Annotated in this window: 9 protein-coding genes; all 9 read right to left on the bottom strand. The window is 72.2% G+C overall.

Annotation, left to right across the window (positions count from 1 at the left end):
- Positions 1-93 precede the first annotated feature (93 nt).
- The 9 genes from FRANEAN1_RS05930 to FRANEAN1_RS05890 all read right to left on the bottom strand — a co-directional run bounded on the left by FRANEAN1_RS05930 (position 94) and on the right by FRANEAN1_RS05890 (position 14,268).
- Complete coding sequence (locus FRANEAN1_RS05930) at positions 94-1,110, bottom strand: helix-turn-helix domain-containing protein (RefSeq protein ID WP_020458834.1); 1,017 nt, start codon at positions 1,108-1,110, stop codon at positions 94-96.
- A 109-nt stretch (positions 1,111-1,219) separates the two neighbouring features.
- Positions 1,220-3,781, bottom strand: a complete 2,562-nt coding sequence (locus tag FRANEAN1_RS05925) for a DNA translocase FtsK 4TM domain-containing protein (protein WP_347177202.1) — start codon at positions 3,779-3,781, stop codon at positions 1,220-1,222.
- A 386-nt stretch (positions 3,782-4,167) separates the two neighbouring features.
- Positions 4,168-5,061 carry a hypothetical protein gene (locus FRANEAN1_RS05920; RefSeq protein WP_020458832.1) on the bottom strand — a complete coding sequence of 298 codons (894 nt, stop codon included), beginning with the start codon at positions 5,059-5,061 and terminating at the stop codon, positions 4,168-4,170.
- 14 nt (positions 5,062-5,075) lie between these two features.
- On the bottom strand, positions 5,076-5,474 hold the full coding sequence (locus FRANEAN1_RS05915) for a PadR family transcriptional regulator (protein ID WP_020458831.1): 399 nt from the start codon (positions 5,472-5,474) through the stop codon (positions 5,076-5,078).
- A 99-nt stretch (positions 5,475-5,573) separates the two neighbouring features.
- A complete protein-coding gene (locus FRANEAN1_RS05910; protein WP_020458830.1) occupies positions 5,574-7,259 on the bottom strand; it encodes a ribonuclease J in 1,686 nt (561 codons plus the stop codon).
- Positions 7,256-8,242, bottom strand: a complete 987-nt coding sequence (gene dapA, locus FRANEAN1_RS05905) for a 4-hydroxy-tetrahydrodipicolinate synthase (RefSeq protein WP_041253731.1) — start codon at positions 8,240-8,242, stop codon at positions 7,256-7,258. The genes FRANEAN1_RS05910 and dapA overlap by 4 nt, the downstream gene beginning before the upstream one ends.
- Before the next feature lie 410 nt (positions 8,243-8,652).
- Positions 8,653-10,416 (bottom strand): hypothetical protein, encoded by a 1,764-nt coding sequence (locus FRANEAN1_RS05900; protein ID WP_020458828.1) that lies wholly within the window; start codon positions 10,414-10,416, stop codon positions 8,653-8,655.
- 238 nt (positions 10,417-10,654) lie between these two features.
- A complete protein-coding gene (locus FRANEAN1_RS05895) occupies positions 10,655-11,800 on the bottom strand; it encodes an acetate/propionate family kinase (protein ID WP_020458827.1) in 1,146 nt (381 codons plus the stop codon).
- Between the two features lie 59 nt (positions 11,801-11,859).
- Positions 11,860-14,268: a phosphoketolase family protein gene (locus FRANEAN1_RS05890; protein WP_020458826.1), complete on the bottom strand. Its 2,409-nt coding sequence runs from the start codon at positions 14,266-14,268 to the stop codon at positions 11,860-11,862.
- Positions 14,269-14,564 lie beyond the last annotated feature (296 nt).

Here is a 14,564-nt window from a genome sequence, read left to right as displayed (position 1 = left end):
CGCGGACAACACGCCGACGGCCCCGGCCCGGCGTGGTCGACCCGAGCCGAGGGCCAGCCCGCCAAGCCCGACGTCAGCCGGTCGGCGGGGCCGTCATCGCCAGCCCGCCAGCCCGCCGGCCGCGAGGCCGCCCGTGCCCGGCCCGCCGACCGTGCAGCCACCGCCGGTCGCGGCGAGCGCTAGCCGGATCGTCACGACCTCGCCCGGCCCGCCGGCCCGGTCCAGGCTCGTGCCGTTGCAGGAGAGGTCGACGGCGCCCGCGTTGCCCATCTTGATCTCCAGGGCGCCCTCGGAGGACACCTCACGGCTGTCGCCCCGCTGCAGGAGCTGCGCGAACAGCACCTTGTCGCTGTCGTCGCGGACCTCCAGCCAGCTCTGCGCGTCGCGGGCCTCCACCCGCACGTTCACCCCGGGGGGCGGCGGGGTGGTGGGCGCCGGCGCCGGGCCGGGGGGTGCCGTGGCGGCCGGGGCGCTCGGCGGCGCGCTCGGCCGGGGCGTGGCCGAGTCGTCCGAGTCGCCCCCGCCCGAGGGCAGCAGCAGCGCGACGAGCGCCAGCGCGCACACCACCACCAGCGAGATGATCATTGCCGGTGCCCAGCGGAAGCCGCCAAGGCCGCGGTTACGCCCCGCGCCACCGTGCAGCGGGTCGAACTCCGGCGAGGCGACCACGACCGGGGACGGCACGTGCTCGTGCCCGGCGTCGTACACCGCCAGCAGGGGGCCGGGCTCGAGCCCGAGCGTCGTCGCGATGCTGCGCAGGTGCCCGCGAGCGTAGACGGAGCCGCCGCAGCCGGAGAAGTCGTCCTGCTCGATCCGCTCGATCAGCGAGGCGCGGATTCTCGTCCGGTCGCTCACGTCGTCGATCGTCAGGCCCGCGGCCCGGCGCGCCGCGGCGATGACCGAGCCCAGGGACTCCTGAGCCGCCCCGCCCGGAGCCGACTTGTCCGGAGGCACCGGTTGCTGGGGCGCCGGGATCTGGGCCGCGGGGCCCGGGGCCGCCGGCTTCGCGGTCACCGGTTCGAGAACCTCCGGCCCGGGGCTCGCCGGCGCGGTGCCCGCCGACCCGGGACTCGCCGACTCGGGGGTCGCCGGTTCGTCCGCTGACTGCATGAACGAACCTCCGCACCCGTTATGCCACTGGCGCCGCTGGCGTGCGCCAGCCGATATTACGGTCGCCGGCCGACCTCCGACAGCTGGCAACGGACCTATCCTGACTTTCTTATCCGCTGCGGAGTGTCGTGAGAAGTCCTTCCAGCTCGTCGGGCATCACGAGTACGTCGCGGGCCTTGGAGCCCTCGCTGGGCCCGACTATCCCGCGGCTTTCCATCAGGTCCATCAGGCGGCCGGCCTTCGCGAACCCGACCCGCAACTTGCGCTGCAGCATGGACGTCGACCCGAACTGGGTGCTCACCACCAGCTCGACGGCCTGGAGGAACAGCGCCATGTCGTCGCCGATCTCCTCGTCGATGTCCTTGCGCGCCTCGCCGCCGCCCTCGAAGACGTCAACCACGAAGGTGGGCTGCGCCTGCTCCTTAGTGTGGTCGACAATCGCGGCGATCTCGTCCTCGGAGACGAACGCGCCCTGGATGCGGGCCGGCTTGCTCGCCCCCATCGGCAGGAACAGCGCGTCCCCGAGGCCGACAAGCTTCTCGGCGCCGGCCTGGTCCAGGATCGTCCGGCTGTCGGCCAGCGACGCCGTGGCGAAGGCCAGCCGGGACGGCACGTTCGCCTTGATCAGACCGGTGACGACGTCCACGGAGGGCCGCTGTGTCGCCAGCACCAGGTGGATCCCCACCGCCCGGGCCATGGCCGTGATCCGGCAGATCGCGTCCTCGACGTCGCGCGGGGCCACCATCATGAGGTCCGCCAGCTCGTCGACGATGGCAAGAATGTACGGATACGGGGTGTAGACCCGTTCCGAACCGGGCGGCGCGACGATCTCGCCCGCCCGCACCTTCCGGTTGAAGTCGTCGACATGGCGAACACCGCAGGCCGCGAGGTCCTCGTAGCGGTTCTCCATCTCCTTCACCACCCACTGCAGCGCGTCCGCCGCCTTCTTGGGATTGGTGATGATCGGCGTGATGAGATGGGGAATGCCCTGGTAGCTCGTCAGCTCGACCCGTTTCGGGTCGACGAGGACCATCCGGACCTGGTCCGGGGTGGCACGGGCCAGCACGCTGGTGATGAGCGTGTTGATGCAGGTCGACTTACCCGCCCCAGTGGCGCCCGCGATGAGGATGTGCGGCATCTTCGCCAGGTTCGCCAGGACGTAGCCGCCCTCGATGTCCTTGCCGAGGGCCACGACCAGCGGGTGCGGGTTCCCGGTCGCCTCACCGCTGCGCAGGACGTCACCCAGGGACACCAGCTCGCGGTCGGTGTTCGGGATCTCGATGCCCACCGCGCTCTTGCCCGGGATCGGGCTGATGATCCGCACGTCGGGGCTCTTGACCGCGTAGGCGATGTTCTTCGCGAGCTGGGTGATGCGCTCGACCTTCACCGCCGAGCCCAGCTCCACCTCGTACCGGGTCACCGTCGGGCCACGGGTGAACCCGGTGACCTTGGCATCGACCTTGAACTGCGTGAAGACGTCCGTCAGGGAGGCGATGACACCGTCGGTGGCCGCCGAGCGCACCTTCGGCGGGGTGCCGGAGCGCAGCAGCGTCGGCGACGGCAGCCGGTAGGCACCGTCCGTCGGCGGGACGAGGTACTCGATGTCATCCGGGCCGGGCGGCTGGGCCGGGGACGGGACGGACCCCGCGGCCGCGTCGCCCGCGGCGGCGCCCGCCCGGCCACGCGCCCGCCGCGAACCGGCGCCCGCGCCGCCCGCACCGCCCGCACCGACGACCGGGGCGACGCCGTCCGCCTCCTCCTCGCCATCGGTCAGCCCGGCGACGTCGGCGAACAGATCCGAAGGGTCCAGGGCCTCGGCGTCCGGCACCGCGGCCCGGCGGGACCGGCCCGACCGGGAACGCCCGGCGCCGGCCGGCTCGTCCTGCGCGCCTGCCGGACCGGCGCCCGCCAGCTCGGCGTCGAGGTCGAAGACGCCCTCGCCGGACCGGGAGCGTCCGGCGCGACCGCGTCCGCGCCGGCCCCGCGGCGGCGCCTCGTCCTCGAGCAGCTCGTCGATGACACCGTCGCCGGCATCGCTGTCGGCGTCGAGATCGTCGTACTCGTCGTCAAACTCGTCGTAGGAATCGCCGGGCGCCCGGATCGGGACGGTGAGCCGGTCGGCGAGCTCACGCAGCTTCTCCGGCACCTGGCGGACCGGCGTCGCCGTCACCACCAGCAGCCCGAAGAAGGCGATGAGCAGCAGCAGCGGGACGGCCACGTAGGGGGTCACGGCGCTGACCAGCGGCGCGCTCCCGAGCAGCCCGAGCATGCCGCCGCCGTCGCGCAGCCTGCCCGTGCCGTCGGCGAAGTCCGGCAGGCCACGGCTGATGTGCAGCACGCCGAGGATCCCGACGGCGACCGCGGCCCAGCCGATCACGACCCGGCCACGGCTGTCCGGATCGGACGGCGAGCGCACCAGCCGCCAGGAGGCACCAAGGCAGAACAGCGGGACGGCCAGCGCGCCGACGCCGACGAACAGTTCCACCCCCGCGGCGACGAAGGCGCCGATCGGGCCCCCGGCCCCGCCCCACAACGCGGCACCGAGCAGGATCGCGGCGCCGAACGCCGCCAGGCCGAGCCCGTCCCGCCGGTGCCCGGAGTCGATGCGCAGATCCCGCGTCCCGCGGCCGAAACGGCGCAGCAGACCGCCGAGCATGCCGGCGGCGGCCATCCAGCCGTGGTAGACAGCTTTGATCACCGCCTGGGCGATCAGCAGCTGGACGGGCGCCCGCGGCGCGGTCGTCCGCCGGCGGGTGCTCGCCCCACGGGCGGCACCGCCTCGGGTGGGCGACCCGGCGCGGCCCTTGGCCGGAGCCCGGCCGGTACCACCGGAGCCGCCCGAGCCGCCGGATCGCGCCGTGGCCGTCCGCGGCTTGGGTTGCGCCTGCGTGCGCGCGTTGGACGTGCGTGTGGCCACGCGGAGAAGGTACCCGGGAAGCACCGCGAGTCGCTGCAACCCAGACTATCCGGGCGCGCCACATCTGTGGTCCCGGGCATCTCCCCGCCCGGTCAGGCCATCCGCCCGCCTCGGCTGAGCGCTGAGCTGACGAGAAGCCGTCAGATCAGCGTCGGCGGCACGCCAGCCGGCCCCGCGGGGCCCTTCGTCGACAGGATCCGCCGGGCACGCCACGCGTCTACCAGCGCCACGGACAGCAGAACCGCCAGCGCCAGGGCGATCTGGATGATCCGCTGATGGAAAACCCAGTGGTCGACCCACGCGTGCAGCACCGGGAGCACGCACAGGACGACGCCGCAGACGAAGACCGCGGCCACCCAGCCCGGCCGCCGAACACCCACGATCGCGCCCAGCAGGCCCCCCGCGAGCAGCCCCTGTGGCACCGTCTCGGCGAGCGACCCGTAGAAGGAGCCGCTCCAGTAGCCCGTCGAGGACAGTCGCAGCGTGCCGAGGAAGCCGTCGTCGTGCGTGCTCCACCATCCGAACCGGTAGCCGAAGACGCCGAGGAGCGCGACCCAGCCGAGGACGGCGCCCGTCGCCGCCACCAGGCCCCGGGGGCCCGCGCCCCGGCGACCGGGCGCGCGGGTGACCGCGGCCCCCGCCAGTGCCGGGACGGCCAACACCGCCAGTACCAGCAGCAGCGACAGCGGTGGGCGCAACAGGTCGGTGTGACGGCCGAGCGCGAGCACCGTCCCGGTGGCGGGATACGTCACCACGAGGGCCACCCGCATGATCCGTCGCCGGCCGGCGACGGCGGCGGCGAGCGCGCACCTGGTCGCCAGGCCGTGCACGACGAGGTCAACCACCTCCGCCCTGCTCGGCCGGGTGCGCCCGGCCGCCTCGGCGCCGTCGAGCAGCGTGCCGAGGAGCTCCTCACCGCGGGCCTCCCGCCAGCGGCGCGGATAGCAGAGCAGCAACCGGCGGTAGGCGGTCTCCGGACCGGGCGGTTCGGCGCCGCTCTGGTGCGACCGCGGGTCGGGTCTCTCCGTGCTCATCGTCCGCCGCGCCCTCAGCCGATCGCCGGCACGCTCGGGGGCGCCAGCCTGGTCACCCGGGCGAACGCCGTCGCCGGGCCGGTGGCGGGCCGGACGCGCAGGCGCAGCCTGCGGTCAGCCTCGGCGACGTTGGCCCGCAGCCGCTCGGTCTGCTCCGTGAGCGCGCCCGCCCCGTCATCGGTCAGCGAGTAGTACCGCCGCAGCCGCCCGTTGACGACCTCCTCGCGTTCGACCCGCACGAGGCCCTCGCCGGCGAGGCGGTCCAGAGCGCCGTAGAGCGTGCCCGGCCGCATGGTCACCCGACCGCCGGAGATGTCCGTGACCTCGCGGATCACCGCGTACCCGTGGCGCGGGCCGTCAGCCAGCGCGGCGAGCACCAGGAACGTCGGTTCCCGCATGTCCTCCATTGCCATGCACGGACGATATAACGGCACACGACATATATCGACCGACTGACCATCAGGGCGGAGAACCGGCCCTGGACCGTGAGGTCCAGGGCCGGGAGGGCCGCCTCAGACCTCCAGGACGACCGGGAGGATCATCGGGCGGCGGCGGTAGCGGTCGTTGACCCAACGGCCCACCGTGCGCCGGACGAGCTGCTGCAGCGCGTTGGTGTCGGTCATGCCGGAGCGCATCGCGTCGGCGAGGGCGTCCGCGAGCTTGCCGCGGACCTCCTCGAACGCGGCCCGGGAGTCGGAGAACCCGCGGGCGGAGAGATCCGGGCCGACGACGACCTTGCCGGCGGCGGCGTCCACCACGACCGTGATCGTGATGAAGCCCTCCTCGCCGAGGATCCGCCGGTCCTTCAGGCTCGACTCCCCCACGTCGCCGACGGCGAGCCCGTCGACGAAGACCATCCCGCAGGGCACCGCTCCGGTGATCTCCGCCTGGCCGTCGATGAGGTCGACGACCATGCCGTCCTCGGCGATGATGACCCGGTCCGGCGGGACACCGGTGGCCTCCGCGAGCGCGCCGTGCGCACGCAGGTGCCGCCACTCGCCGTGGACGGGCATCATGTTCGACGGCTTGGTCGCGTTGAGGACGTAGAGCAGCTCACCGGCCGGGGCGTGCCCGGAGGTGTGGACCATCGCCACGCCCTTGTGCACGACCCGGGCGCCCCACCTGGTCAGACCGTTGATCACGCGGAACACGGCCGTCTCGTTGCCCGGGATCAGGCTGGAGGCCAGGACGACCGTGTCGCCCTCCTGGATCCGGATCGCGTGGTCCCGGTTAGCCATGCGCGACAGCGCGGACAGCGGCTCGCCCTGCGACCCGGTCGATACCAGGCAGATGTTGCGGTCGGGAAGCGAGTCGACGTCCCGGCTGTCGATCACCAGGCCGGGCGGCACGCGCAGCAGGCCGAGATCGCGGGCGACACCCATGTTGCGGACCATCGACCGGCCGATGAAGCAGACCGACCGGCCGTGCGACTCGGCGGCGTCGAGCACCTGCTGCACGCGGTGGACGTGGCTGGCGAAACACGCGACGACGATGCGCCTGTCCGCCTCGCGGAAGACCTTGTCGAGCACGGGGGCGATCGCGCGCTCCGAGGCGACGAAGCCGGGGACCTCGGCGTTGGTCGAGTCCGAGAGCAGCAGGTCGACGCCCTCGCGGCCGAGCCGGGCGAAGCCGCCCAGGTCGGTGAGCCGCCCGTCCAGCGGGAGCTGGTCCATCTTGAAGTCGCCGGTGTGCAGCACCAGGCCCGCGTCGGTGCGGATCGCGACCGCGACCGCGTCTGGGATGGAGTGGTTGACGGCGAGGAACTCGAGGTCGAAGGGACCGAACGAGTGCCTCTCCTCCTCGCGGATCTGCAGGGTCACCGGCTGGATGCGGTGTTCGGCGAGCTTGGCCACCATGAGCGCGAGCGTCAGCCGGGTGCCGACCAGGGGGATGTCACGCCGTTCGCGCAGCAGGTACGGGACGGCGCCGATGTGGTCCTCGTGCGCGTGTGTGAGGATGACCGCCTCGATGTCCTGCAGGCGGTCCCGGATTGCGGTGAAGTCCGGCAGGATGAGGTCGACGCCGGGCTGGTCGGTCTCGGGGAAGAGCACCCCGCAGTCGACGATGAGCAGCCGCCCGGCATGCTCGAACACGGTCATGTTGCGACCGATCTCACCGAGGCCGCCGAGCGGGATGATCCTCAGGCCGTCGGCACGCAGCGGCGGTGGGGGGCCCAGCTCCGGGTGCGGATGCATCATGAGGCCGCCGTCCCCGGGACGACCGCGGCGGCGCCCGGCCCCGCGGGCCCGGGCGGGGGCCCGGGATCGAGCACGGCCGCGGCCAGGTCGGCACGCAGCTGGGCTCGCTCGGCCTCCGTCGCGTCGACGAGCGGGGAGCGGACCGGCCCCGCGGGCAGGCCGGCCATGGCCAGCGCCGCCTTTGCCGTGATCACACCCTGAGTGCGGAAGATTCCCTGATATGCGGGCAGCAAGCCCTTGTGGAGCGCGATCGCCCGACCCACCTCACCGGCCCCGAAGGCCTCGATCATCGCCCGAATGGCGGGGCTGGCCACGTGACCGACGACACTGACCACACCGCACGCACCGACGGACAGAAGCGGAAGATTGAGCACGTCCGTGCCCGAGTAGTAGGCGAGGCCGGTGTTGGCCAGTACCCACGAAGACGCGGAGAGATCGTCCTTGGCGTCCTTGACCGCGACGATACGCGAGTGTTCGGCCAGCTTCAGGAGAGTCTCGGTCGCGACCGGTACACCGGACCTGCCGGGAATATCGTAGATCATCACAGGCAGGGATGTCGCGTCGGCGACTGCCCGGAAGTGCGCGAGCAGCCCGGCCTGCGGCGGCTTGTTGTAATACGGCGCGACCACGAGCAGGCCGTTGGCGCCCGCCTTCTCGGCCGCCTCGGCCAGCTCGACGGTGTGCCGGGTGTCGTTCGTGCCGACGCCGGCGATCACCTGGGCGCGGCTGCCGACCGCGTCACGGACGGCGCGCACCAGGATGTCCTTCTCGGCATCCGACGTCGTGGGCGACTCGCCCGTGGTGCCGTTGATGACCAGCGCGTCATTACCGGCGTCGACGAGATGCTCCGCGAGCGCCGCGGCGCCGGGGACGTCCAGCCCGCCGTCCGCGGTGAACGGCGTGATCATCGCCGTGATCATCCGCCCGAACGGGGCCGGGGGCAATGCTGACATACCTGCCACGCTAGCGGGCACCTCCGACATCTCCTCCGACAGTCGCCGAGCGGCGCCAGTCGGCGGCCCCCCACCGCGAGCGGGCGGCACCGACCGGTCACGCCGGGTCGGTCGCCGCACCGGCGGGCCGGGGCAGGAACCAGGAACTACTTCTGAGCGGCTTTCATGACCCGGATGCCACCCTCGCCGCGCCCGGAGAGGCGGCGGGAGGATGGCTCGTAGACCCTCGACGGGCACCGGCGACCATGTTTCGGTCGAGCCGCATCCACAGCTCACGACGACCGAGACGGACGAACGACAGCGGGCCGCCCACGCGAGCCGCGCCACAGGCGGCCGCGCCACCAGTGACGCCCGCGCCGTAGTTCTTCGGCATGCCCACCGCCCCGTCTCGCACGACAGTGTGTTCAGGGTACCGCCACAGCCGGTGCGGCGGTCGCCGTTCACCGGCGCGGACCAGCTCCTCCCACCTGCCACGTGCCCGGCCGGTCCGTCGCGGCCACCAATGCGGACAAGCTCACCGAACGCCCCGGTGGCACGGCCGGGGCCAGCGCCCCTAGCTGGGACGACACTCCCGGAACCGACATGATCGACCCGCCCGGGTCCGCCGGCGGGGTGTGCCAGCCCAGGGCACGCAGCCCCGAAAGCACGGCCAGCGCCACCAGCAGCGCGAGCAGTGCCTGCTTGGCCGGGCCGAGCACCCAGGCCGCGAGGCTCGACCGCTCCCTGGTCAGCAGCAGGGTCGCGGCGAACGACGACGGCACCGCGACGACCGCGACCGCGTCAGCTCCGAGCTCGAACGGCAACGCCGACAAGGCCACGGTGAGACACATCAGGACCAGGATCGCCAGCGTGACGCGGGCGACGTCCGGCGAGACGCTGAGGCCCACCACCAGCTTCGCCCGCGCCGCCCGACGCGCATCGGTGGTGTAGAACGCGTACACCTCACGGTTCTGGTGGACGTCCTCGACGTAGGTCCGGGCGATCCGGCGGTGCTCCAGGTCGACCGTGATCGGCGTGCTCAGCTCGATACTGGTGTCGTCGGTGCCCACGCTCACGTGGTAGCTGCCCGGGCCGCCCGGGTCGATGTCGACGAGGGCCACCGGCGCCAGCCACCGCTGCCGCAGAGTAAGCGACTCGTCACGGACGGGGCAACGCCGAGCCAGCACCGTCCGCCGCTCCTCGGACATCTTGATCAAGCAGGGGCGGTATGGGTCCAGGGTGACGGCGGCGAGCGCCTCCCAGCGCCGCCCGTACTCCGCCACCGTGCTCAGCACCGGCACCGCGGCCGGGCCCGCCAGGCTCAGCTCGTCGATCCAGGCGGTGAACTCCCGCAGGTAGTAACCGATGTGCGCGACCTCCAGCGGTGTGGGGACGTCCGGATCACGCCAAAGTTCGCCGGCGGCGAGCAGCATCGTGTCCGCACTGCTCAGCGGGTCGAAGGGCTCCGCCAGCGCCGAGCGCAGCAGAAGCTGGGCCGGCTCGAGCAGCGCCTGCCACGACCGCAGTGTCACATCCGGCACCGACAGATCCGCCTCACGCGCAAGATAGGTCGCGACGGCCTCGAGCGAGAGCGGACGTCCCTTGCGGGGCACCAGCCCAGGCAGGTTGCCGGACAGCCGCCCCGGGCGGAACCTGGAGATCGCGTCCACGACGCGGCGCGCCGGGCCGGGCAGCGGGCAGCCGATGGCGTCGGCGAGCAGCGCGATCAGGTTGCCCTGGATCGCGACGGACGTCCCGTACGGCATCAGGTGGGCGTCGGAGCCACTCGGACCGGCGAGATTGAATCCGACCAGGGCACGCTTGGGCAACGTGGAGATCGGCAGCAGCAGGCAGACCTCCGGCGGCAGCCGGCCGACGGTGTCGAGCCGCCCGGTACCCGGAACAATGCTGTTCAGCAGCCCGTCGAGCGGGCCCCAGTTCACCGAGCGGGTAAGCCGACAGCGGTTGGCACTGACAATCGTGAACTGGTCGACGACCCGCCGGCGCAGCCCCGCGTACTCGGCCGGGGGCGCGAGCAACATCGTGGTGACCTCGTCAACGTCGGTGAGGTCGAGCACCGGGGCGCTGTCGGCGTCATCCCGCCTGCTCCACCGGCGTAGCCGGCTGACGGCCCCCGAGCCGCCGGCACCGCCCGCACCTCCGGCTCCCCCTGAACCGCCTAAGCCACCGAATCCGCCGAAGCCGCCGCCGCCCGAGCCCGCCACTCAGCGCCCCCCGCCCCGGGAGCCGGGAGAAACACTCCGGAATGTGCCGATCACACCACGAGACCGTAGCAGCCCACAGTTTCCAGCCAGCCACCGACGGACCCAGCCCAGAGCCCCAGCCGGAGCCCCAGGTGGAGCCCCAGGTGGAGAGGTTCGGACGGCAAACCCCGGGACCAGAGCCTCGGGTGAGGGGCTTCGGGCGACCTATCCCGGGGTGGGGCCTCAGGTCGGTGGGGCCTCAGGTCAGGGAGGCCAGGAGTTCGCGGGCGGCGCGGGCGATCTCGATGTCCTCGCGCGCTTCGATGATCAGGGTTCGCACAGGTGCATCCGGTGCGCTGATGTCGAGGTCGCCGCCGGTGTAGGAGAGGTTGCGCTCCTCGTCGACCGCGACCCCGAGGAAGGCGAGGCCGGTGGCGGCCCCGGAACGTACCGGGCCGGCGTGCTCCCCGACGCCGCCGGTGAAGACGAGTGCGTCCAGGCCGCCGAGCGATGCCGTCATCGCGGCTGTCTCGGCTCGCAGTCGGTGCAGGTAGACGGCCATGCCGAGCGCCTCGGGGGTGCCCGCCCGGCGCGCGCCGGTCAGGATGGCCCGCATGTCCGCCGACCCGACCAGGCCGGTCATGCCGCTCTCGTGGAACAGCACGTCGGTGAGCTCCTGAGCGGTCATCCCCTGTTCGGTCTGCAGCCAGAGCAGGAGACCCGGGTCGACCGTGCCGGAGCGGGTGGCCATCACCAGGCCTTCCAGCGGGGTGAAGCCCATTGTGGTGTCGATGCTGACGCCGTCCCGCACGGCGGCCAGCGACGCACCCGAGCCCAGGTGAGCGGTAACCACCCGGCGCGCTCCTGTCAGCTCGCCCGCCCGCCGGGCGGCGTAGGCGTGCGACAGGCCGTGGAACCCGTAGCGGCGGACGCCGTACTGCTCTCGCCACCGGGCCGGGACCGGGTAGGTGATGGCCTCGAGCGGCATCCGGGAGTGGAAGGCGGTGTCGAAGCAGGCCACGCGTGGGACACCGGGGAGCGCCTCCGACACGTCGGCCAGCGCCGCCAGCGCGGCCGGCTGGTGCAGCGGCGCCAGGGAGACGAGTTCCCGCAGGCGCCGTTCGACCTGCTCGTCGACGAGCACCGGGTCGGTGAAGGTCGACCCGCCGTGCACGACGCGATGTCCGGTGACGGTGACCTCGCCGGCGTGCGCGAGGGCGTCGACGGCCTGTTCCAGCTCCGCCGGGTCGGGCCGCCCCGCCACGGCGCGCAGGTCGTGTGCGGCCAGCACCCGGTCGTCCGAGCCGAGCAGGCGCAGCTTCACGCTGGACGAACCCGCGTTCACCACGAGCACGTTCACCGCCGCGGCAGCGCCGGCCGGAGCCCGCGTCGGGACGTCCGCCACGTCTATCGGTCCTTCCCGGCGGGGTGGGCGCGTGCCGCTCTTGGTCAGCATGCCCTCTGTCAGTAAGGCCACGTCCAGTCACGGATGCGCGGGTCGTCCTCGCCATGGTCGCGGGTGTAGGCGCGGGCGGCGAGACGGGCGTCGATCATTCGCTGCCTGACGTGCGCCGCGCGGGCGCCGAGGCTGGCGACCCGGTCGATCACGTCCACGACCAGGTGGAAGCGGTCGAGGTTGTTCATCATGACCATGTCGAAGGGCGTGGTCGTCGTGCCCTCCTCGATGTAGCCGCGGACGTGCAGGTTGCCGTGGTTCCGCCGCCGGTAGGTGAGGCGGTGGATCAGCCATGGGTAGCCGTGGTAGGCGAAGATGATCGGCCGGTCCTCGGTGAACAGCGCGTCGAAGCGCGCGTCGGACATGCCGTGCGGGTGCTCGGCCTCCGCCTGCAGGCACATCAGGTCGACGACGTTGACGACCCGCACCTTCAGCTCGGGGAAGTTCTGGCGCAGGATGTCGACCGCGGCCAGCGTCTCCAGGGTCGGGATGTCCCCGGCGCAGGCCATGACGACGTCGGGGGTGCCGTCGCCGTCCTCGGTGTGGTCGTTGCTCGCCCAGTCCCAGATACCCAGGCCGCGGGTGCAGTGCGCGATCGCGTCCGACATCGGCAGGTAGTTCAGTGCCGGCTGCTTGCCGGCGACGATGACGTTGATGTAATGCCGGCTGCGCAGGCAGTGGTCGGCCACCGAGAGCAGCGTGTTCGCGTCCGGCGGCAGGTAGACCCGGATGATCTCGGCTTTCTTGTTGACCACGTGGTCGATGAAGCCCGGGTCCTGGTGCGAGAAGCCGTTGTGGTCCTGGCGCCAGACATGGCTGGTGAGCAGGTAGTTCAGGGAGGCTATCGGCCGGCGCCAGGGAATGTGCCGGGTCGCCTTCAGCCATTTCGCGTGCTGGTTCACCATCGAGTCGACGATGTGGATGAACGCCTCATAGCACGAGAAGAAGCCGTGCCGGCCGGTGAGCAGGTAGCCCTCCAGCCAGCCCTGGCACAGGTGCTCGGAGAGCACCTCCATCACCCGGCCGTCCGGGGCGAGGTCCTCGTCGGTCGGCACCGTCTCGGCGTTCCAGGCCCGGGACGTGGTCTCGAACAACGCCCCGAGGCGGTTCGACGCGGTCTCGTCCGGGCCCATCACGCGGAAGGTGTTCGGGTTCGAGCGCATGACGTCGCGCAGGAAGCCGCCGAGCACCCGCGTCGCCTCGTTGGAGCCCACTCCCGGCTGCGGGACGTCGACGGCGTAGTCGCGGAAGTCCGGCAACGTCAGGTCACGCAGCAGCTCACCGCCGTTGGCGTGCGGGTTCGCGCTCATCCGGCGGGTGCCCACGGGAGCCAGCGCCGCCAGCTCCGGGACCAGCCGCCCGTCGGCGTCGAACAGCTCCCATGGCCGGTAGCTGCGCAGCCACGACTCCAGCAGGGCGAGATGCTCGGGGTTGCCGTGCAGCTCGGCGATCGGCACCTGGTGCGAGCGCCAGTTCCCCTCGACCGGCCGGCCGTCGACCGTCGACGGACCCGTCCACCCCTTCGGCGTGCGCAGGACGATCATCGGCCACACGGGGCGGGACGAGTCGCCGCCGCGGCGGGCGCGGTCCTGAATGTCGAAGATCCGCGAGACGGCGGTGTCGAGCACCCGGGCGAACTGCTGGTGGACGTCGGCGGGGTCATCGCCGGTGACGTGCAGCGGCTCGTGGCCGTAGCCGCGCATCAGCGCGTCGAGCTCCGACTCGGGGATGCGAGCGAGGATCGTCGGCTGAGCGATCTTGTACCCGTTGAGGTGCAGGATCGGCAGCACCGCGCCGTCGCGCACCGGGTCGAGGAACTTGTTGGAGTGCCAGCTCGCCGCCAGCGGGCCGGTCTCCGCCTCGCCGTCACCGACGACGGCGGCGACCACCAGGCCCGGGTTGTCGAAGGCGGCGCCGTAGGCGTGGGTGAGCGCGTACCCCAGCTCACCGCCTTCATGAATGGAACCGGGCACCTCCGGCGCCACATGGCTGGGAATTCCCCCGGGGAACGAGAACTGCCGGAACAGCCGGCGCAGCCCCTCCCTGTCCTGGGTGACGGAGGGGTAGATCTCGCTGTACGTGCCCTCGAGGTAGGTGTTGGCCACGATTCCCGGCCCGCCGTGGCCAGGGCCGATCACGTAGATCGCGTCGAGGTCGTTGCGGCGGATGACGCGGTTCATGTGGGCGTAGATGAGGTTGAGCCCGGGCGTGGTACCCCAGTGCCCGAGCAGCCGTGGCTTGATGTGCTCGGCCCGCAGCGGCTCGGTGAGCAACGGATTGTCGAGCAGGTAGATCTGCCCCACCGCGAGGTAGTTGGCGGCGCGCCAATAGGCGTCGATCAGTCGCAGCTCCTCGGTGGACAGCGGCCCCGTGCTCTGCACACCGGACTCCGCGCCGATCTCGGCGACGTTGATCATGCCCGCCCTCTCTGCTGGTCCCGCCTCGGCGCCGTTGCCTCGTCTGTACCGTGCCTCGCATGTGTCGTTACCGCGTGGGTGCCGTTACCGGCGGCCCCACCATCGTTCCCTCGACACCGGGCGGAACGCTGATCCGTTGTAAGGCTGGACCCGGTTAACTCCGCCCGGACAAAACCCGGGCGAACGTCGCGTGAACGCCGGGCCGGTGGTCCCTTGCGGGCGTCGACACGGCCCTGGCCTGACAGCCCTTTGGACGCGACGCGGTCGGGACGGATTTCCCAACAGGCACCCCCGAT

This window comes from Parafrankia sp. EAN1pec, from assembly GCF_000018005.1.
Classification (GTDB): domain Bacteria; phylum Actinomycetota; class Actinomycetes; order Frankiales; family Frankiaceae; genus Parafrankia; species Parafrankia soli.
The sequence above is the reverse complement of the archived record's forward strand: the minus strand, read 5'-3'. Positions and strand labels throughout refer to the sequence as shown.

Bases quoted from the DNA above. Each gene is read 5' to 3' on its own strand.
- FRANEAN1_RS05930 (WP_020458834.1), bottom strand. From the start codon at position 1,110: ATGCAGTCAGCGGACGAACCGGCGACCCCCGAGTCGGCGAGTCCCGGG.
- FRANEAN1_RS05925 (WP_347177202.1), bottom strand. From the start codon at position 3,781: ATGGCCGCCGCCGGCATGCTCGGCGGTCTGCTGCGCCGTTTCGGCCGC.
- FRANEAN1_RS05920 (WP_020458832.1), bottom strand. From the start codon at position 5,061: ATGAGCACGGAGAGACCCGACCCGCGGTCGCACCAGAGCGGCGCCGAA.
- FRANEAN1_RS05915 (WP_020458831.1), bottom strand. From the start codon at position 5,474: ATGGCAATGGAGGACATGCGGGAACCGACGTTCCTGGTGCTCGCCGCG.
- FRANEAN1_RS05910 (WP_020458830.1), bottom strand. From the start codon at position 7,259: ATGATGCATCCGCACCCGGAGCTGGGCCCCCCACCGCCGCTGCGTGCC.
- dapA (WP_041253731.1), bottom strand. From the start codon at position 8,242: ATGTCGGAGGTGCCCGCTAGCGTGGCAGGTATGTCAGCATTGCCCCCG.
- FRANEAN1_RS05890 (WP_020458826.1), bottom strand. From the start codon at position 14,268: ATGATCAACGTCGCCGAGATCGGCGCGGAGTCCGGTGTGCAGAGCACG.